Source organism: Sporacetigenium sp. TC11 (assembly GCF_058146105.1).
In genome coordinates, this window is record NZ_JBYVNY010000005.1 from 138582 (window position 1) to 160243 (window position 21662).

Here is a 21662-nt window from a genome sequence, read left to right on the forward strand (position 1 = left end):
AGGAAAATAAATATGCATATAAGATTAGGATATGTAGCTATTGCTTTAAAACTTCCTAAAGTTACATCATCAAGTACAGTTACTTATTCAAGATATTCAAAAATAATGTCTGAAGAAGATAAGTTAAAAAAGTTAAAAGAAGTGACACTATCTAACTTAAACGATTTACAAAAAATATTGGAATACAATATAAAAAATAATATACATTTTTATAGAATAACATCTAATTTAATACCTCTTGCAACTCATCCTGATGTAAATTGGGATTACAGAAAGTATTTTAAAAAAGATTTTGAATACATAGGAAAAATAATAAGAAAAAATAATATGAGAGTAGATACCCATCCAGATCAATTTAATGTGATAAACAGTATAAATGAAAAAGTAGTACAAGATACTATAAGAAATTTGCATTTTCATATAGACTTATTTGAGGATATAAATTATGAAGAAGGAAAGATGGTTATACATATAGGTGGAGGTCAAGGAGGCAAACAAGAATCTATAAATAGGTTTATAAATAATTTTAATATGTTTCCCCAAAATATAAAAGAAAAACTAATACTTGAAAATGATGATAAATTATTTACAGCAAAAGAAGTATTAGATATATGTAAAAAGTTAGGCTGCCCTATGGTACTAGATGTTCATCATCATGTATGTAATAATAATGGTGAAATTTTAGAAGACTTAATAGAAGATATATTTAATACTTGGAATAACGATATATTACCTCCTAAGATACATTTTTCTAGCCCTAAAGATGGTGAAAGAGATAGAAGACATTCAGATTATATAAATCCTCATGATTTTATAAGTTTTATTGAAATTACAAAGTCTCTGAATAGAGATTATGATGTTATGATAGAAGCTAAGCAAAAAGATGAGTCTTTATATAAATTAGTAGAAGATTTAAAGGAATTTAAAAAGGAGTGGAAGTGGATTGATGAGTCCACAATAGAAATATAGTATAAAATTTATAACATTACTAGTGTAATTCGTGCACATAGGAGGAATTTGTATGTCTCAAATAATAGATAATGGATTAGAAAAATATAAAATGAGAATATTTAACCATATTATCAAACTACTTTGGGAAGATAAGATAGAAGAAATAGACAAATTGCCAGATAAAATACTAGGAGAAGATATAAAAGATGAAAATGAGAGAGCTATATTAAAAAACTTTATAAAGATAGTTATGGGACTAGACCCTATAAATAATTTACATGAAGATGAAAGTTTAAAGGAATTAGCGAAAAAAGCTACATTATTAAATGAAATATCAGACCCCATAATAACAGTTATAACTGATGCTTGTAAAAATTGTTCAGAGTTGTCTATAACTGAAGATGGAATTGAAAGATGTAATGTAAGAGATAAACATATGCAATGTAATGAAAATAATAACTGTAGTGGTTGTGGAGACTGTATGAGTAATTGTAATTTGGGGGCCATATCAGACAAGATAGAGTTTGTTCCTATTATAAACATGTTAAAAGATAAAACAGTACCTGTATATGCTATTGTAGCACCTGCATATATAGGTCAATTTGGAAAAGATGCTACACCTGGAAAAATAAGATCTGCATTTAAAAATATGGGATTTACAGATATGATTGAAGTAGCACTAGCTGCAGATATACTATCTGCTAAGGAATCCTATGAATACCATCATCATATGAAAACTAGTGAAGGAAAATATTTTATAACTAGTTGCTGCTGCCCTGTATGGGTAAGTATGATACAAAAGAACTACACACAGATAGTAGAAAACGTGTCGCCTTCAGTTTCACCAATGATAGCATGTGGAAGAGCTATAAAAGTAATAGACTCTAATGCCAAGGTTGTATTTATAGGGCCTTGTACAGCTAAAAAGAAAGAAATTACCCTTGATGATGTAAAAGGTGCAGTTGATTTTGTTTTAACATTTAAAGAAGTAGAAGAGATATTTAATGCATTAGAAATAGACGTAAAAAGCATGGAAGAAGATAATAGAGTAGAAGCTTCCTTTTCTGGAAGAACTTACGCGAGAGTTGGTGGAGTAAGTAAGGCAATAGAAATATCAGTAAAAAGTATAGATAATGATATACCATTTAAAGCGATAGCATTTAATGGTGCAAAAGAATGCAAGGAAGGCTTGGAAAAACTAATAAGTGGAGAAGTAGATGCTACATTTATAGAAGGCATGGGATGTATAGGTGGATGCGTAGGTGGTCCTAGAAGAAATATAAGCGTAGAAGAGGGAACTAAGAATGTAGATGAATACTCTAATGAAACCTCTATGAAAACTCCATTTGATAATATAAATGTAGCTCAATTTTTAACATCGTTAGGAATAAAGAAAATAGAATCATTAGATTCTTATAATAAAAAAGAAGAAACATCGGACATATTTAGAAGGAAATTCATATAAATAAATAATAACAAACTATAAAAAGCTAGATAAACTTATCTAGCTTTTTATAGTTTAATAAGATTACTTACAAAACTGTAACTTGTCGATTATTGATGAAAATGGTAAGCTAATACTGTATTATGAAATATATTCAGGGGGATTATCGGTAATGAATAAAAAAATAAAATTAATAGGAGTTTTTCTTTTGATTTTTTGGGGGTTATTTTATACAGCAAAGAATTATTCTTTATCATACGATAATTATAATATAAACGATAGACAATTAGCTAACAATACATTGACAAAGTTAATAAAGGCATCTATAGATAATAATGAAAAAGGTCCAAAACCTAGACCTGAAAAGATAGTATATCTTACAATTGACGATGGCCCTTCGAAATATACAGATGAAATAATAAAAATATTAAAAAATAACGATGCTCAAGCTACATTTTTTATGATAGATGGGAATATGAAAAGTTATCCAGAACAAGTAAAAGATATAGTAGATAATGGACATACTCCGGCATTTCACAGTGTCACTCATGACATTCATAAATTATATAAAAATCCAAATCACACTGTAGAAGAGTTTGATATATGTAAGGAAACACTATATAATATAACAGGAATCAATAGTAGTATCATGAGACTCCCTTATGGAAGCAAACCATATATGCCAACTGATTCATATAAGGCGCTATTAAAATCAAAGTATAAAATATGGGACTGGAATTTAGATACTGAAGATTGGAAAAATAGTTCTCAGAAGATAATAAATAACGTAGAAATTTATTCAAAGGGAAAAGATGAAATAGTTTTATTGATGCATGAAAAAGATCAAACAGTACAAGCGTTAGATAAGATAATAAATTACTATAAAAATAATGGTTATGTATTTATGAAAATAAATGAAAAAGAAATTCCTAAAAATTATTGGTTAAATAGTTTTGAAAATAATTAATATTGACAATAATTAGAAGGATATATATAATTATATAAATAAATATATTTAAAAGCTATGAAAAAGAGGAGTATGTAAATACAACTTACAGAGAGGAAGACCCTAGGTTGGAAGGTTTTCTAAGCGATGATTTACAGAAGGTAGCTTTGGAGCTTCTAAGTTGAAGTAACAGTAGGCTTAGACGGCGAGAGTCGTTATATCTATAAAGAGCCAGTTTTTCTGGAATTAAGGTGGTACCGCGAGTTTTTCGTCCTTACAAGTGCGAAAGGCTCTTTTTTATTGCAAAAAACTATTAAATAGGAGGTTTAATATGGAAAAAACTAACTTACCTAAAACCTATGACCCTAAGGATTTTGAAAAGAGATTATATAATGAGTGGTTGGAACAAGATTTATTTAAGGCGAATGTAAATAAAGATAAGAAGCCGTTTACTATAATGCTTCCCCCACCAAATATAACGGGTCAACTACATATGGGTCATGCGCTAGATCATACTTTACAGGATATTCTTATAAGATGGAAGCGCATGGAAGGATATGAAACATTATGGCAACCGGGAACAGACCATGCAAGTATAGCTACAGAAGTTAAAGTGGTTGAAAGAATAAGAGAACAAGAAGGTAAGTCTAAGTATGAATTAGGAAGAGAAGAATTTCTAAATAGAGCCTGGGACTGGAGAAATGAATTTGGTAGAAAAATAGTAGACCAAATGAAGCAATTAGGTGATTCTTGTGATTGGTCAAAAGAGAGATTTACTATGGACGAAGGATGTAATGAAGCAGTTACTGAATTCTTTGTAAAGTTGTATAAAGAGGGGCATATATATAGAGGGAATAGAATAATAAACTGGTGTCCAGATTGTAAAACAACTTTGTCAGATGCAGAGGTTGAGCACGAGGAGCATGAAGGTAATTTTTATCATGTAAAATACCCTATACAAGATAGTGATGAATATATAGAAGTAGCTACAACAAGACCTGAGACAATGTTAGGTGATGTTGCTATAGCGGTTAATCCGAATGACGAAAGATATCAAAAGTTAATAGGAAAAAATGCTATACTACCATTAGTTGGAAGAGAATTAGAGATAGTTGCAGACGATTATGTTGATATGGAGTTTGGTACTGGTGCAGTTAAAATAACACCTGCACATGACCCTAATGACTTTGAAATAGCTCAAAGACACTTCTTACCAAAAATAAACGTTATGAACGAAAATGGAACGATGAACGAAAAAGCTGGTAAGTACAAAGATATGGATAGATATGATTGTAGAAAACAATTAGTGGAAGATTTAAAAGAACACGGATATTTATTAAACATAAAAGATCATAATCATAATGTTGGAGAATGTTATAGATGCCATACGGTAATAGAGCCTAGATTATCAAAACAATGGTTCGTTAAAATGGACGAGTTAGCAAAACCAGCAATAGATGTTGTTAAGTCAGAAAAGGTTAAATTTGTACCAGAAAGATTTGAAAAAACATATCTACATTGGTTAGAGAATATAAGAGATTGGTGTATATCTAGACAGTTATGGTGGGGACATCAAATACCAGCATATTATTGTCAAGATTGCGAAGAAATAGTTGTATCAACAGAAAGACCAGATAAATGTCCTAAATGTAACAGCAATGCATTTAAACAAGATGAAGACGTATTAGACACTTGGTTTAGTTCTGCATTATGGCCGTTTTCAACTTTAGGGTGGCCAAATAAAACTCCAGAACTTGACTATTTTTATCCAACAAACGTATTAGTTACTGGATACGATATTATATTCTTCTGGGTAGTTAGAATGGTATTTGCCGGAAAGTTCTGTATGGATGAAATACCATTTGAGCATGTTTTAATACATGGTTTAGTTAGAGATTCAGAAGGAAGAAAGATGAGTAAATCATTAGGAAATGGTATAGATCCATTAGAAATAATAGAAGCTTATGGAGCGGATGCACTAAGATTTACATTAGCTACAGGAAACTCTCCAGGGAATGATATGAGATTCCATATGGAAAGGGTGGAATCAGCTAGAAATTTCGCAAATAAGCTTTGGAATGCATCTAGATTTGTATTTATGAATATAGATGAAGAAATAATAAAAAATGTAAATAGAGAAAGTGTATCTAATAACTTAACTTTAGCTGATAAGTGGATAATATCAAGGGTTAATAATGTTGTAAAAGAAGCAACAGAAAATATGGAAAAATTCGAACTTGGTATGGCCCTTCAAAAAGTATATGATTTTACTTGGTCTGAATACTGTGATTGGTATATAGAAATGGTAAAACCTAGACTATATCAAGATGATGTAGAAGCTAAAAAGACTGCATTATACACATTAACATATGTACTTGAAAAGATACTAAAACTACTTCATCCACATATGCCTTTTATAACAGAAGAAATATACAGCCATCTTCCAACAGTACAAGGAAGTATAGTTATATCTTCTTGGCCAACATATACAGAAAATGATAATATGATCAAAGAAGAATCTATGATGGAATTGTTAATGGAAGGAATAAGAAATATAAGAAATATAAGAGCAGAAATGAATGTTCCGCCTTCAAAAAAGGCAAGAGTTATAATTGTTCCAACAGCTGAGAAATTAGAAACTATAGAACAAGGTAGAGATTATTTTGTAACTTTAGCTTCTGCTTCAAGTGTTGAAATATTAAGTGATGATTCTAATATACCTTCTGATGCAGTAAGTACTGTTATAGAAGGTGTTAATATATATATACCACTTGATGAATTAGTTGATTTTGCTAAGGAAATCGAAAGATTAGAAAAAGAAAGAGTTAAGTTAGAAGGAGAATTAAAAAGAGTTACTGGAAAGCTTTCAAACGAAGGGTTCTTAGTTAAGGCTCCTGATAAATTAATAGAAGAAGAAAAAGCAAAAAAAGAAAAATATGAAGAAATGATGAATTCAGTATTAGAAAGATTAGATAACTTAAAATCTAAGCTAAAATAGTGTATAATTAAAGTGGATATATGGCATAGCTGTATATTCACTTTTTTCAATCATAAGGATAAATGGGGGAGATTTTAAGATGACGTACGAAGATGCACTAAGGTATATAGAGGAAACCCACAAATTTGGGGTAAGATTAGGTCTTGGTAATATATCAAAGCTTTTGGAAGTTTTGGGAAATCCTCAAGATAATTTAAATATAATACACGTTGCAGGAACTAACGGAAAAGGTTCAACCTGTTCATTTATAACAAAGATATTACAAACTGCAGGATATAGTGTTGGTTTGTATACATCACCCTATCTTGAAACATTTACAGAAAGAATAAGAGTGAATGGAGATAATATTCCAGAAGAAGAAGTAGCGTCTATAATTACTTTAATAAAAGATAAAATAGATGAAATGGTAAGTGAAGGATATAGTTATCCTACTGAATTTGAAATAGTTACAGCTATGGCTTTTTATTATTATTACAAACAAAATGTAGATTATGTTGTTTTGGAAGTTGGAATGGGAGGGAGATATGATGCTACTAATATTATAAATAAATCTTTAGTAAGCGTTATAACACCTGTTAGTTTAGACCATATAGATGTGCTTGGAGATACAATAGGAAAAATAGCTTATGAAAAAGCTGGAATAATAAAGGAAAATGGTTTAGTAGTTATACATCCACAGGAAGTAGAAGCTCAGAATGTTATAAAGGATGTATGCAATGATAAAAATGCAGAGTACATAATAGCAGACACTGGAAGTGTAGAAATTGTAAAATCTACAATTGAATCTCAAATATTTAACTGTAAGGTATTAGATAAAGAATATAATAATGTGAAGATATGCTTAATAGGAGAACACCAAATAAACAATTCTGTAGTGGCATTAAATGTTATAGGTTTATTAGAAGATAGATATAATTTAAATATATCTGATGAAGATATATTTAAGGGGTTAAGCGAAACTAGATGGCCTGGAAGAATAGAAAAATTACAAGATGATCCTATATTTATAATAGATGGTGCTCATAATGAAGATGGAGCTAACTCTTTAGGTAAATCTATAGATAAGCACTTTGAAGATAAAGATATAACCTTAATAATAGGTATGTTAAAAGATAAGGATGTAGATTCTGTGTTACAAATACTTATGCCTAGATGTAATAAGATTATAATTACTACGCCTGATAATCCAAGAGCTTTAAATCCTGAAGAATTAAAAGAAAAAATAGAAAAGTATAATAAAGAAGTTATAGCGTTAGATAGTATTGAAAAGGCTGTAGATTATGCATTAAAAAATTCACATAAAGATGAAGTTATAATAAGTGCAGGATCTTTATATATGATAGGCGCAGTTAGAAGTATTATAAAAAATAAATAATATATAGGGTGGATATTATCCACCTTTTTTTACATTTAAGGAATTAAACAAGCTCAGTATCTAATATATTAGTATAGTACATATAGTTTAACATATTGAGAGGGAGGATGGAAAGTTGAGAATATTTGTTTCTAATTATACATCTAAAAGTATAAGTGTAATAAATTATGAAAAGCTAGAAGTTGAGAAAGAAGTATTCTTAGATGAAAATATTTATCCGCACCATTTCTGCATAAATCCTAAGGATAAATTATTCTATATTCCGAGTTCGTTTAATGGAATTTTATACATACTAGATATAGATCAACATAAAATAGTAGATAGTGTATCGATAGGAGGAAATCTAAGTCAGATAGCTTTATGTAATAATGAAATATTTATATCTAATGAGGATTCTAACAGTATTTACATAGTTGATAAAGATAACTTACTTCCTATAGGGGTAATTTGTGTTGATAATATGCCTCATGGTTTTGCATTTGATAAAGGTACAAATAGATTATTTGTACCTTGTAATAATTCTATATTATCAATAGATGTAGTGAATAAAGTTGTAGATAATAAAGTTAGTTTTAACTTTAAACCATGGCATATAAAAATAGATGAATTAAATGATTTAATATATGCATCTACACTAGATGGAAAAATAGTAGTGTTAGATAAAATAAATTTAAATGTAAAAAAAATAATAGATAAATTTAGATTTCCAGTAGAGATATGCTTAAATAATAATAAAGGTGAAATTTATGTAACAGATTTATTAGATAAAGATATAAAAGTAATAGATTGTGACACCTATAATATAAAATATGAAATTGGAATAAGTGGAAATCCTCAAGGACTTGAGATATCTAAAGATAAGAAATATATATTTGTATCGGATACGCTAGAAAATGATATAAAGGTATTTGAAACTGAAAGTTATGATTTTGTAAAAAGTATTAAAGTGGGAAAAGAGCCTACAACAATAATATGTATGTAAGCTCTTAGTCGGCACTAATTAAAAGTTGTATTATATCTGCATATAGATGTGAAGCGTTGTTCTTCCAGTTATCGCATATAAGCTTAGCTTGTTTATTAGAAGAAACATTTAAATTTAAGTCTATAAGATTTGTTTGATTTTCAATAACTTTTAGACTTACTATGAATTCGTTATCACTTACTTTAATAAAATCTGATTTAACTTGAGTATCATTTAGAATTTGATCTTTGTTTTGTATTGTATATATATCTATTTTATCTTTTATATCCTGAGGTATTCTTCCTAAGAAATATTCTAGAGCTTGAATACCTTTAGTTGTTAGAGAATATAATTCTTTATTAGACTCATTATAAATTTGTACAAAATTGGATTCTATAAGTTGAGATAAAAATTCTTGAAGAGAAAAGTAATTCATAAGTTCTGTTTCCATTATAAGTTGGGTTATTTGAGAATTAGTTAAATCCATTTTAATTTTATCTAATATGTATAAAATTAAAAGCTTATTGGAAGCTAATTCTTCAGATGAATTTTCAAACATACTATCATCCTCTCTAAAATGTATCTATGTATATATTAAACTATAATTTGTAAAATTAAAAGTGGGTTTTTATGTATTTTTATGCACATAAAAAGGCTACCCTTAGGGCAGCCTTTCTTTTTGCGATAATCCATAGATGTCTATTTACTATTTCCCAGACATTTGTCTTTCAGCCATTTCAACTAACTTTTTAGTCATATATCCACCTACATAACCGTTTTGTCTAGCTGTTAAGTTACCTTTATCTACTTGTTCATAATTAGATAAACCTAATTCATTAGCTATTTCTAACTTCATTTGATTTAATGCAGCTTTAGCTTCTGGAACAACTTTTTGGTTTCTGTTTGCCATAGTAAACGCCTCCTTAGTAGATGTCTTTTTTTATTAACAACATCTTGTGATGTTGTTAATATTAATATAACCTCATTATAACTATCTATACATAAAAATTTTAGGAAATTTAAGGAAAGTATTGAAAAATTATTTCTATTGATGTTAATAAACATATATAATATAATTTATGTTTAACCTTTGGCTATAAAGGAGAAGTGATATTATGAACAAAAGTATTGAATTAAAAGAATATATATTAAATCTAGGGGCTGCTAAAGTTGGGTTTGCAAATATAGATAAGTTTTTGCCTGATTATCTATCTCATTTAAAGAGTGGTATAAGTATAGCTATAAGATTGTCTGATGAGACAATTAGTCATATAAAAAATGAGCCTACCCATACTTATTATCATCATTATAGAACCGTAAATACGTTTATAGATCAAATAACTTTGCAAATAACTATGAAGATTCAACAAATGGGATATTTAGCCATAGCCATTCCTTCATCTCAATCTATAAATGACAAGAAAGAAGAAAGAGAATATAAAGCCCTTTTGTCCCATAAAATGGTAGCTACCTTATCCGGGGTAGGTTATATAGGAAAAAGTGCATTACTTGTAACTGAAGAATTTGGCCCTAGGGTTAGACTAGGAACTATATTAACGAATATGCCGCTAGAATATGACAATCCTATTTCTGAATCTAAATGTGGAGAATGTAATATATGTACAAAGTTATGTCCTGCATTTGCAATTAAAGGTGTTAATTGGGATAATAGTAAAACTAGAGAAGATATATATGATCCTAAAGCATGTTCTTCTCATATGAATAATCACTATTATCATATAGGCAGAGGATCTGTTTGTGGTATATGTATAAAAAATTGTCCTAAAGGAAAAAATATATTAAAAAGGTAATGTAAGGCTTCCTATAAAAGGAAGCCTTTATATATATTTATTTGACTTTTCTAGTAAATTTTAACTTTTTATCTTTTCTTATACCTTCGTGTATATTATGTGCTTCTCTCCAATAACTTCTTGTATCTAGCTTTATAGTAACTCTCCCTGTTTCCATTCGCTTTCCATTTACGTTGTCATAACTACTTCTTATAATTGACATATAAATCACCTCCTAATATTAATCTGCCCATTTAAAAATTTTAATTTTGTAGTAATTTTTTGAAATAATTTTAAATAGATTTTTAATGTGGATTTATTTTTGTAATAAATTATGAGTAGGGGGTTGAAGATGAAATCTTTTATTTATAGGGCTAAAGGAATAATTTTGAGCTTACTGTTATTATGTATATCATTAACGATACTAGTTTTTTGCTTTTTTGGAGTAAAAAATATAATGAATACAGTTACATATAAAAAGACTCCCATATATATAATAGAAATAGCTAATAAAAAATAGTAAACTGCCGATAAAATTTATCGGCAGTTTTTTATATGATTAACTATGATATAATTTTATTAAATAAAGACTATTTGGAAAGAATGGTGACTAATCTTGTTGCTTTTGAAAGAGCCAGGAAATAATGAAAATACTTACTATGGATAAATAAAATAGGACAAGATTTTGAATTATAGGAGGGAGAAAATGTTATTTCTAACTAATGAAAAAATCGTTAAAGATATAATGTCTACGCGATATATAACAATAAACAAAGATGAAAATATAGATGATGCAATAGAAAAAATGCTTAAAAATAACCTAAGAGAAGTATTTGTAGTAAATGAATATAATAAGCTGATAGGTTTATTATCAATGACAGATATATCTAAATATAAAAAACATGGAAATAAAGAAAAAAATTTAATTAAGGATATTATGATAAGTGAAGTAATATCTATAGATAAATTTGCCAATTTAATGGAATGTAGAAATATAATGATGGAACACAAAATAGGTATTCTTCCCATCTTAGAAAATGATGAAGTCATAGGTGTCATAAGACAAGAGCATATAAGAGACTATTTTTATATGGGACTAGAGCGAACTAGTAAGGCGCTTAATAATATAATAAAAAGTATGAAAGAAGGAGTTTCTGTTATTGACAGCGATGGAGTAGTTATATTTTGGGATGAGGTAATGGAAAAAATGTACGATATAAACTCATCTGAAATAGTTGGAAAGTCTATGTATGAATTTTTTGGTAATGCTATATCTCTTAAGGCGCTTAAAACCAAAGAACCTGTAAGTGATGTATTTCAATCCCCAAGAAAAGATGTAGATAGTTTAGTTTGCGCTAGTCCTATATTTATAGATGGGGAGTTATTAGGTGCGGTTTGTACTGAGTTAGATGTAACTGAGGTTACAAAATTATCAAATGAATTGGAGAAAGCTAATAATACTTTAAAATTTTTAGAGAATGAAATGAAAAAAATATCAAATAATAGCTTTAGTAATATTTTAGGTAAAAGTCAAGGCTTAAAAAGATCTATAGAAATAGCTCAACAAGTATCAAAGACTGGTAGTAGTATATTTATATATGGTGAAAGTGGAACAGGAAAAGAAGTTTTTGCACGTGCTATACATGATTATAGTGAGAGATGCGGATTATTTATAGCTGTAAACTGTAGTGCAATACCTAATGAACTATTTGAAAGTGAGTTTTTTGGATATGAACCAGGTTCTTTTACTGGAGCTAATAAAAAGGGAAAAATGGGTATGTTTGAACTTGCCAGTGAAGGAACTGTATTTTTAGATGAAGTAGCAGATTTACCTCTGCACATGCAAGCTAAATTATTGAGAGTTCTTCAAGAAAAAGAAGTAAGACGAATTGGCGGAGAAAAAAGTATACCAATTAATGTAAGAATAATATCAGCTACAAATAAGGACTTACAAGAACTGGTAAACGATGAACAATTTAGAGAAGATTTATATTACAGATTGAACGTTGTGGAAATAGATCTTCCTCCTTTAAGAGAAAGAAAAGAAGATATAGGAATATTGATTCATAATTTTTTAAAAGAAATATGTAAACAAAATAATAAACCTATTTTAAAAATAGATAATAAAGTTTTAGATATATTGGAAAACTATAAATGGAAGGGAAATATAAGAGAACTGAGAAATACCATAGAACATCTGGTGGTATTATGTACAAAAGATATTATAACAAAAGAAATTATACCAAGTTATATACTAAAAAGTATAAAAGATGTAAGTTCTAAGCAAGAATATCCACTAGATCTAAATAAGGCAATAGAGCAATTGGAAACAGATAGAATAAAAAAAGCTTTAGAAATTTCACAAGGAAATAAAGCTAAGGCATCTAAACTTTTGAATATTCCTAGAAGTACACTATACTACAAAATGGAACTGTATAAAATTGAGCGACAAAAAACTGACATGTGTTTAAAAACTGACGCGATGAATAATTATCAAAAATAAAAAAGGGACAATTGCAAATTACAAGTTTCGACATAAAAGTAACAAAGTTTACATTGTATACAAAAATAAAAGTGTCAATAATCTGACATAACTAGAAAAAATATAAAATAAAATGAATTTATATTTATAAAAATAGACATACTCTATACTAGTGATTCCAATTATTCAAAAAAACATTTATAAAAAAATAACAAAAATTATTAAGTTGGCATGAAAGTTGCTATATTATATAGTGTAAACTAAAGTGATAGGAGGTGAACTGAGTGAAAATATCAATACAACTAAAACAACATGTTGGAGCACCTTGTTCTCCTATAGTTAGCCAAGGTGATAGTGTTAAAAAAGGTCAACTTATAGCACAACCTCAAGGCTTAGGAGCAAATATACATTCAAGTGTATATGGAAAAGTAGTAAATATAGACGAAAGTGCAATAACTATAGAAGCTGATGAAAGTCAGCCTGATGAATATGTAAAGATAAAAGAAACAGAAAATTATCTAGACGCAATAAAAGAAGCTGGTATTGTAGGTGCTGGTGGAGCTGGATTTCCAACACATATAAAATTAAAAGTAGATTTAAAAGGTGGATGCATAATAGCAAATGCAGCTGAATGTGAGCCTGTTTTAAATCACAATGTAGTAGTAATGGAAGAAAACCCTGAAATAATAGTAAGGGGATTAAAATATATGATGGAAATAACAAATGCTTCTAAAGCTTATATAGCTATAAAGCCTAAGTATAAAAAAGCAATAATAGCACTAGGAAAAGCTTCCAAAAACGAAAGCAACATAGAAATAAAATACTTACCAGATATGTATCCTGCTGGAGATGAAAGAGTTATCATAAGAGAATTGTTAGGAATAACATTGCAACCAGGACAACTTCCTCTTGAAGCAAATTCTGTTGTATCTAACGTTGAAACTATAAAAAACATAGTTGAAGCTATAGAAGATAGAAAACCTGTTATAACAAAAGATATAACAATAGGTGGAAGAGTTAAGGGTGCAGAAAATCATGGTAAGATATTTAAAAATGTACCAATAGGTATGTCTATTAAACACTATATAGATGAATGTGGCGGTTATGTTGAGCCACATGGAGAGATAGTTTTAGGAGGACCTTTCACTGGAAGACATGGTGAAGAAGAAAGCCCTATAACTAAAACTCTTGGTGGAATATTAGTAGCTATGCCATTCCCAAATGAAATAAGAAAAGTAGGTATTATTGCCTGTGAGTGTGGAGCTGAAGAACCAAGATTAAGGGAAATAGCACATGCTATGGGTGCAGAAGTAGTATCAGAAACAAAATGTAAGAGAATGGTAGAAGTAAATGGGAGATATAGATGCGATCAGCCGGGAATATGTCCTGGTCAAGCAGAAAAATGTCTCAAGTTAAAAAGTGAGGGAGCTCAGGCAGTAATTATGGGTGGTTGTGAGGACTGAACAAACACAGTCATGAATGTGGCCCCTAGGTTAGGGATGCCTGTATATCACAGCACAGACCATGTGTTAAGAGCTGCCGGACATAAATTATATAGAAGAAAAAAATAGCACAAGGAGGTAAATCATATGTCAATAACTGCAGAAACAGCTAAGGCTCATGCTCAAGATCCAGCGGTGTCTTGCTGTAGATTTGAAGCTGGAATAGTAATAGATGCATCTAATCTAGAAGATCCAGCTATATTCCCAGATTTAGAGGATTCTGGGCTATTACAAATACCTGAAAATGGCTTAAAAATAGGTCAAGTTTTAGGTGCTAAGTTAGTAAAAACTATAGACGCTTTAACTCCTTTTACTGCTGAATATTTAGATGCAGTACAAGGAACTGAAGAAGTTAAGGAAGAAGTAAAAGTAGATAATGGTGATATGGTAGAAATGGTAAATTCAGTAACTCCTGTAGCACCAGTAGCATCAGTGGCATCATTTGGAGGTCAAACTATAAAAATACATATAGGTGAAGGAAGAGATATAAACTTAGAAATACCTTTATCTATAGCTCCAGCTATGGGTATGGCTCCAGCTCAAGGAACTGTTGCTAATACTGTAGCTACTCCAGCAGAAGTTGCAAATGAAGTTAAAGTAGAAAACGAAATAGCTAAGCCAATAAGAAACTTAGTTAAAAAACATTTCAAAATAGAAAAAGTAGAATTTGGTCCACAAACAAAGATAGAAGGAACTACATTATATATAAGAACTCCTGAAGAAATATGCAAAGAAGCTGTTGATTCAGAAGAATTAGTAGTAAGTATGAAAGTAGAAATAATAACTCCAGATAAATACAACACTTATAGTGAAACTATAATGGATGTTCAACCTATAGCTACTAAAGAAGTAGGAGAATTAGGAGAAGGAACAACAAGAGTAGTAGATGGTGTTATAGTTATGGTAACAGGTACAGATGAAAATGGAGTTCAAATAGGTGAATTCGGTTCATCTGAAGGTGAATTAGATACAAATATAATGTGGGGAAGACCAGGTGCTCCTGACAAAGGCGATATATTCATAAAAACTGAAGTAATAATAAAAGCTGGTACTAACATGGAAAGACCAGGTCCACTAGCTGCTCACAAAGCTTCAGACTATATAACTCAAGAAATAAGAGAAGCTTTAAAGCAAGCTGAAGAATCTTTAGTAGTAAACACTGAAGAAATAGTACAATACAGAAGACCAGGTAAGAAGAGAGTTGTTGTAGTAAAAGAAATAATGGGTCAAGGTGCAATGCATGACAACTTAATATTACCAGTTGAACCTGTAGGTACATTAGGAGCTAAACCAAACGTTGACTTAGGAAACGTTCCAGTAGTATTATCTCCACTTGAAGTATTAGATGGTGGTATACATGCATTAACATGTATAGGACCTGCTTCTAAAGAAAACTCTAGACATTACTATAGAGAGCCACTAGTAATAGAAGCTATGAATGATCCTGAAATAGATTTAGTAGGAGTAATATTTGTTGGATCACCTCAAGTTAACTCTGAAAAATTCTATGTATCTAAGAGATTAGGTATGATGATAGAAGCTATGGGTGTTGATGGTGCTATAGTTACTACAGAAGGATTTGGTAATAACCATATAGATTTCGCTTCTCATATAGAACAAATAGGAAAGAGACATATAGCTGTTGTTGGTATGAGTTTCTCAGCTGTTCAAGGTGCTCTAGTTGTTGGTAATGAGTTTATGAAGTATATGGTTGACAACAACAAGTCTAAATATGGTATAGAAAATGAAGTATTATCAAATAACACTTTATGTAAAGAAGATGCTATAAGAGCATTAGCTATGGTTAAATCTGTTATGGCTGGAGAAGAAGTTAAGCCTGCAGAAAGAAAATGGAATAGCAATGTTAAGTTAAACAACGTAGAGTTAATAGAAAAAGCAACTGGTTCAAAAATAGAATTAGTTGAAAATGAACAAGTATTACCAATGAGTAAAAAGAGAAAAGAAATATACGAAAAAGACAATAAATAATAAGTTAAGGGAAATCAGGTGATACCTTATGGACAGATTGAGATATATATCAACTGAAAGAATGTATGAAGGCGTTATAGTTGAAATCAACGATGGTGGAGTAACTATAGACCTTAAAGGTAGACTTGGACAATTCAAGATGCCTAAGAGAATGCTTATAACTGATTATGAATTAAAGCTTGGTCAAGAAGTTGGATTTGTAATGAGTTATCCTGAGGTTTTAGGACCTGAACCAAATAAGAAATACGCTGATATAATAGAAGAAAACAATAGACGCAAACAAGAAAATAATAAATAATACAGGAAGGAGATGTAAACATGAGCCTTACATCAATAAAAGGACTTCAATCAGAAATATTTGTTCCAATAACACCTCCACCGGTATGGACTCCTGTGACTAAAGAATTGAAAGATATGAAAATAGCTTTAGCTACAGCTGCTGGTGTTCACATGAAAAGCGATAAAAGATTTAACTTAGCAGGAGATTTCTCATATAGAGAAATACCAGGGGATGCTCCGGTATCTGAAATGATGGTATCTCATGGTGGGTATGACAATGGGGATGTTAACAAAGATATAAACTGTATGTTCCCTATAGACAGATTAAGAGAGTTAGCTCAGGCAGGATTTATAAAAGAAGTTGCTCCAATGCACTTTGGTTTCATGGGTGGTGGAGGAGACCAAGATAAGTTTACTAACGAAACTGGTCCAGAAATAGCTAGAAAATTAAAAGAAGAAGGCGTAGACGCTTGTGTCTTAACTGCTGGCTGAGGTACTTGCCATAGATCTGCCGTGATCGTGCAGAGAGCGATAGAGGAAGCTGGTATACCTACAATAATAGTAGCAGCTTTACCTCCAGTAGTTAGACAAAATGGTACTCCTAGAGCAGTTGCTCCATTAGTACCAATGGGTGCAAATGCTGGTGAACCAAACAATATAGAAATGCAAACAAATATATTAAGAGATACATTAAAACAATTAATAGCTATACCGTCTGCTGGAAAAATAGTTCCATTACCATATGAGTATGTAGCAAACGTATAATAAAATAATAAACCCTTCTTTCGGTTAGAGAGAAGGGTTTTAAAAAAATAGGTGATTATATGGAAGATAAAATATTAAGAAGACTGGTTATAAAGTCCTTTCATATAGATAAGGTAGAATTAGGAAGTAAATTCAATATAGAAAAAGGTATATTAAGCATTGACAGTAAATTAACAAACAACATTATAAAAAATGAAGATCTTGTTGAGGATATCAAAGTCAATATAATAAAGCCTGGAGATTATAATAGAGAAATAAATACTATAATGGATATAATTCCTGTATCTACAAAAGTTTTAGGTGATTTGGGCGAAGGTATAACTCATACATTAACTGGAGTTTATGTAATGTTGACAGGAGCTGACACCGAGGGCAAGCAAATGCACGAATTTGGGTCATCAGAAGGACTATTAAGTGAACAAATGGTATTTGGAAGAGCTGGTACTCCGACTAAAAATGACTATATAATACACTTTGACGTAACTTTAAAAGGTGGATTGCCATATGATAGAAAATTACCATTAGCAGCTTTTAGAACTTGTGATAAATTTATCCAAAATATAAGAGAGTTATTAAAAGAAAAAGATGGAAGAGAAGCAAGTGAGTCTCATGAATTTCATGATAAGATAAGATCTAATTCTAAAAAGGTAGTTATAGTAAAGCAAATAGCAGGTCAAGGTGCTATGTATGATAATCAATTATTCTCTAGTGAGCCAAGTGGACTTTCTGGAGGGATATCAATAATAGATATAGGAAATGTTCCAATGATAATATCTCCTAATGAATACAGAGATGGCGCACTAAGAGCTATGACTTAAGGTGGTGATATAATGGGTATAGGACCATCGACAAAGGAAACTTCCCTGCATCATTTTAGAGACCCATTGCTTGATATAGTAAGTAATGATACTGATATAGATTTAATGGGAATAATAGTAGTAGGCACTCCTCAAGATAATAAAGAAAAGTATTTTGTAGGCCAAAGAACAGCGGCATGGCTTGAGGCTATGAGAGCTGATGGAGTTATAATATCTACAGATGGATGGGGTAACTCCCATGTAGACTACGCAAATACAATAGAAGAAATAGGAAAAAGAGGGATACCCGTAGTGGGACTTAGTTTTGTGGGAACTCAAGCTAAGTTTGTTGTAACTAATAAATATATGGATACAATAGTAGATTTTAATAAATCTACAAAAGGTATAGAAACAGAAGTTGTTGGAGAAAACAATATTGTAGAAATTGATGCAAGAAAAGCTCTAGCTTTTCTTAAACTAAAAATGAGAAATCAAAAATAAGGGGGTTATTTAAATGTTTATTACAAATAGTATACATGCTGTAGACTCTCATACTATGGGAGAACCTACTAGAATAATTATAGGCGGAATACCTAATATACCAGGAAAAACAATGGCAGAAAAGAAACAATACTTAGTAGATAACTTAGATCACATAAGAACTGCTACAATGTTAGAACCAAGAGGACATAATGATATGTTTGGTTCTATAATAACTCAACCATGTAATGATGAAGCTGATTTCGGTATAATATTCATGGATGGTGGAGGATACCTAAACATGTGTGGCCATGGTTCTATAGGAGCTGTTACAGTTGCCATAGAAACAGGGATGGTTACATCTGTAGAGCCATATACAGATGTAGTTATGGATACTCCTGCAGGTATAGTTAGAGCTAAAGCTAAAGTTGAAAATGGAAAAGTAAGAGAAGTTTCAATAGTAAACGTTCCTGCTTTTTTATATAAAAAAGATGTTCAAATAGAAATGCCTGAAATAGGTACAGTTACTTTTGATATATCTTTTGGTGGAAGTTTCTTTGCTATTGTTGATGCAAAACAATTAGGAATAAAAGTTGAACCAAAAAATGCTCAAAAATTAACTGAAATAGGTCTAAAAATGAGAGATGTAATAAATGAAACTATAGAAATAGAACATCCAACATTAAGTCATATAAAAACTGTTGATTTAGTAGAAATATACGATGACCCTACTCATCCAGAAGCTAACTACAAAAATGTAGTTATATTTGGTCAAGGACAGGTTGATAGATCTCCTTGTGGAACTGGAACAAGTGCAAAACTTGCAACTCTACATGCTAAAGGACATCTAAAAGAAGGCGAGTTATTTGTATACGAAAGTATATTAGGAACTTTATTTAAAGGAAGAATAGTTGGCAAAGATAAAATAGCTAATTATGATGCTATAATACCAGAAATAACTGGAGCTGCTTATATAACTGGATTTAATCATTTTGTTATAGATCCACAAGATCCTGTTAAATATGGTTTTATATTAAAATAATAAAACTTTATGCAACTAAATTTCAAAAATATTTAGTTGCATAAAATAAGATTAAATAATCAGAAATTTCCTAAAAATAACATTGTAGTTTGGTGTCAAAAAATGTATAATATTGATAATAAATAAACAAAAAATTAGTAATAAGTTATTATGTATACACATAATAATTGTTAAATAAAAAACTATCATAATAGGGGGTAAAAACATGATTACAGGTATTTTAGGCGTTTTAGGTATCTTAACTATTTGGTTTGCATTTGTATTTATTAAAGATTATATGGCTAACAAAAACAATTTAGAAGAAAATTCATTTGGAAAAGCAGTACTTATAGGTTTTGGAACAGACTTTTTCGATACATTAGGAATAGGATCTTTTGCACCTACAACAGCACTTTTAAAGTTCACTAAACAAACTGCTGATAAATTTATACCAGGAACATTAAACGTTTCTCATACAATACCAGTTGTAATGGAAGCATTTATATTTATAACAGTTATATCAGTTGAACCTGTAACATTAATAAGTTTACTTGCAGCAGCAGTAATAGGAGCATGGATAGGTGCAGGTATAGTATCTCACTTACCAGAAAAGAAAATACAAGTAACTATGGGTATAGCATTAGCTGCAACTGCAATTCTAATGTTATTAGGTCAATTAGGATTAATGCCTGGTGGTGGAGATGCAATAGGACTATCAGGAATGAAATTAGTTATGGGTGTAGTTGGTAACTTCATATTAGGTGCACTTATGACAGCAGGTATAGGATTATATGCTCCATGTATGGCTCTTATATACTTCTTAGGTATGTCACCAGACGTTGCATTCCCAATAATGATGGGTTCATGTGCATTCTTAATGCCAGTTGCTGGAGTTAGATTCGTAAAAGAAGCATCTTATGATAGAAAAACTTCTATGGGAATAACTATAGGCGGTATAATAGGTGTTATAATAGCAGCTTACCTTGTAAAATCTTTACCAATAGATGTATTAAAGTGGATAGTTATAGCTGTTATAGCTTATACTTCTGTAACAATGTTAAGATCAGCATCTAAAAATAAAGAAGAAATAAATTAATAATAATAAAAGCTCATTGAATTATCAATGAGCTTTTATTATTTGCATATTTTAAGAATAAATCTCGTCCCATAATAATATATTTATGATATAGAAACAAAAATAAAAAACATAAGAAATACTAATTATGGGGGGAGAAATAAGGATGATAACACTAAAAGAAGATACTAATGTTGTAAGTTTAAGAGGAGAACTAAATGGAGAATTACAATTTAGCCACGAAATATTCGGTGAAAAATTTTATACTACACAAATAAAAATAGATAGATTAAGTGAGTCTTGTGATACATTGCCTATAACTATATCAGAACGATTAATAGGGGAAGTAAATGTAGAAGATGCTAAGGTAGTTGATATAACAGGACAACTAAGATCTTATAATAAAAATATAGATGGAAGAAATAAATTGGTACTAACTATATTTGCCAGAGAACTAGTATGTGCAAATGAGGAATCTAAAGACCCTAATAATATATTCTTAGACGGATACATATGCAAAGACCCTATATATAGAAAAACTCCACTGGGAAGAGAAATAACAGATTTATTAGTAGCAATAAATAGACCTTATAATAAATCTGACTATATACCATCTATCGTTTGGGGAAGAAATGCCAAATTTGCTAAAAGTTTAAAAATTGGAGATAGAATTCAAATGTGGGGTAGGGTACAAAGTAGAGGATATGAAAAAAAATTAGAAAATGGAGAAGTTGAAAAGAAAGTAGCTTATGAAGTTTCAATATCAAAGATAAAAAAGTTATCTGAAAATAATGTTAAATAAGAATA

Annotated in this window: 18 protein-coding genes, 1 pseudogene and 1 other annotated feature; of the genes and pseudogenes, 16 read left to right on the top strand and 3 right to left on the bottom strand. The window is 30.1% G+C overall.

Annotated elements, in window-relative coordinates:
* The first annotated feature begins 12 nt into the window (after nucleotides 1–12).
* The 6 genes from uvsE (at nucleotide 13) to ACUSRV_RS09585 (ending at nucleotide 8696) form a co-directional block, all read left to right on the top strand.
* Nucleotides 13–969 (top strand): UV DNA damage repair endonuclease UvsE, encoded by a 957-nt coding sequence (gene uvsE, locus ACUSRV_RS09560; protein WP_490141722.1) that lies wholly within the window; start codon nucleotides 13–15, stop codon nucleotides 967–969.
* A 52-nt stretch (nucleotides 970–1021) separates the two neighbouring features.
* Nucleotides 1022–2416: a [Fe-Fe] hydrogenase large subunit C-terminal domain-containing protein gene (locus tag ACUSRV_RS09565; RefSeq protein WP_490141723.1), complete on the top strand. Its 1395-nt coding sequence runs from the start codon at nucleotides 1022–1024 to the stop codon at nucleotides 2414–2416.
* Nucleotides 2417–2567: 151 nt separating this feature from the next.
* Complete coding sequence (locus ACUSRV_RS09570) at nucleotides 2568–3362, top strand: polysaccharide deacetylase family protein (RefSeq protein ID WP_490141724.1); 795 nt, start codon at nucleotides 2568–2570, stop codon at nucleotides 3360–3362.
* A 48-nt stretch (nucleotides 3363–3410) separates the two neighbouring features.
* Nucleotides 3411–3620, top strand: a binding site (T-box leader).
* A gap of 52 nt (nucleotides 3621–3672) precedes the next feature.
* The gene (locus ACUSRV_RS09575) at nucleotides 3673–6339 is read left to right on the top strand and encodes a valine--tRNA ligase (protein ID WP_490141725.1); all 2667 of its coding nucleotides are present in this window, start codon (nucleotides 3673–3675) and stop codon (nucleotides 6337–6339) included.
* A gap of 79 nt (nucleotides 6340–6418) precedes the next feature.
* Nucleotides 6419–7714 (top strand): bifunctional folylpolyglutamate synthase/dihydrofolate synthase, encoded by a 1296-nt coding sequence (locus tag ACUSRV_RS09580; protein ID WP_490141726.1) that lies wholly within the window; start codon nucleotides 6419–6421, stop codon nucleotides 7712–7714.
* Nucleotides 7715–7829: 115 nt separating this feature from the next.
* Entirely contained in the window at nucleotides 7830–8696 is an 867-nt protein-coding gene (locus ACUSRV_RS09585) for a YncE family protein (protein ID WP_490141727.1), read from the top strand.
* 4 nt (nucleotides 8697–8700) lie between these two features.
* Here the strand turns inward: ACUSRV_RS09585 and ACUSRV_RS09590 are convergent, their stop codons facing one another.
* Together ACUSRV_RS09590 and ACUSRV_RS09595 are read right to left on the bottom strand one after the other, a co-directional pair.
* Nucleotides 8701–9234 carry a DUF4364 family protein gene (locus ACUSRV_RS09590; protein ID WP_490141728.1) on the bottom strand — a complete coding sequence of 178 codons (534 nt, stop codon included), beginning with the start codon at nucleotides 9232–9234 and terminating at the stop codon, nucleotides 8701–8703.
* Between the two features lie 147 nt (nucleotides 9235–9381).
* Complete coding sequence (locus ACUSRV_RS09595; protein WP_490141729.1) at nucleotides 9382–9585, bottom strand: alpha/beta-type small acid-soluble spore protein; 204 nt, start codon at nucleotides 9583–9585, stop codon at nucleotides 9382–9384.
* Nucleotides 9586–9790: 205 nt separating this feature from the next.
* On the opposite strand from ACUSRV_RS09595, the gene ACUSRV_RS09600 reads away from it, so the two are divergent.
* On the top strand, nucleotides 9791–10486 hold the full coding sequence (locus tag ACUSRV_RS09600; protein ID WP_490141730.1) for a 4Fe-4S double cluster binding domain-containing protein: 696 nt from the start codon (nucleotides 9791–9793) through the stop codon (nucleotides 10484–10486).
* Nucleotides 10487–10523: 37 nt separating this feature from the next.
* Here ACUSRV_RS09600 and ACUSRV_RS09605 read toward each other — a convergent pair whose 3' ends face one another.
* Nucleotides 10524–10688, bottom strand: coding sequence for a hypothetical protein (locus ACUSRV_RS09605; RefSeq protein WP_490141731.1), 165 nt, complete (start codon nucleotides 10686–10688; stop codon nucleotides 10524–10526).
* 483 nt (nucleotides 10689–11171) lie between these two features.
* Between ACUSRV_RS09605 and prdR the strand changes: the two genes are divergently transcribed.
* The 9 genes and pseudogenes from prdR (at nucleotide 11172) to ACUSRV_RS09650 (ending at nucleotide 21657) form a co-directional block, all read left to right on the top strand.
* A complete protein-coding gene (gene prdR / locus ACUSRV_RS09610; protein ID WP_490141732.1) occupies nucleotides 11172–12968 on the top strand; it encodes a sigma-54 dependent transcriptional regulator PrdR in 1797 nt (598 codons plus the stop codon).
* Between the two features lie 263 nt (nucleotides 12969–13231).
* Nucleotides 13232–14518: a proline reductase-associated electron transfer protein PrdC gene (gene prdC / locus ACUSRV_RS09615; protein WP_490141733.1), complete on the top strand. Its 1287-nt coding sequence runs from the start codon at nucleotides 13232–13234 to the stop codon at nucleotides 14516–14518.
* An 18-nt stretch (nucleotides 14519–14536) separates the two neighbouring features.
* Entirely contained in the window at nucleotides 14537–16438 is a 1902-nt protein-coding gene (gene prdA / locus ACUSRV_RS09620; RefSeq protein WP_490141734.1) for a D-proline reductase (dithiol) proprotein PrdA, read from the top strand.
* Between the two features lie 28 nt (nucleotides 16439–16466).
* Nucleotides 16467–16736: a CBO2463/CBO2479 domain-containing protein gene (locus ACUSRV_RS09625; RefSeq protein ID WP_490141735.1), complete on the top strand. Its 270-nt coding sequence runs from the start codon at nucleotides 16467–16469 to the stop codon at nucleotides 16734–16736.
* A gap of 20 nt (nucleotides 16737–16756) precedes the next feature.
* Nucleotides 16757–17482, top strand: coding sequence for a D-proline reductase (dithiol) protein PrdB (gene prdB, locus ACUSRV_RS09630; protein ID WP_490141736.1), 726 nt, complete (start codon nucleotides 16757–16759; stop codon nucleotides 17480–17482).
* Between the two features lie 59 nt (nucleotides 17483–17541).
* Nucleotides 17542–18780 (top strand): annotated as a pseudogene (prdD, locus tag ACUSRV_RS09635) (proline reductase cluster protein PrdD).
* A 13-nt stretch (nucleotides 18781–18793) separates the two neighbouring features.
* Nucleotides 18794–19801, top strand: a complete 1008-nt coding sequence (locus tag ACUSRV_RS09640) for a proline racemase (RefSeq protein ID WP_490141737.1) — start codon at nucleotides 18794–18796, stop codon at nucleotides 19799–19801.
* Between the two features lie 205 nt (nucleotides 19802–20006).
* The gene (locus ACUSRV_RS09645) at nucleotides 20007–20876 is read left to right on the top strand and encodes a sulfite exporter TauE/SafE family protein (RefSeq protein WP_490141738.1); all 870 of its coding nucleotides are present in this window, start codon (nucleotides 20007–20009) and stop codon (nucleotides 20874–20876) included.
* Nucleotides 20877–21021: 145 nt separating this feature from the next.
* Nucleotides 21022–21657 (top strand): single-stranded DNA-binding protein, encoded by a 636-nt coding sequence (locus tag ACUSRV_RS09650; protein ID WP_490141739.1) that lies wholly within the window; start codon nucleotides 21022–21024, stop codon nucleotides 21655–21657.
* Nucleotides 21658–21662 lie beyond the last annotated feature (5 nt).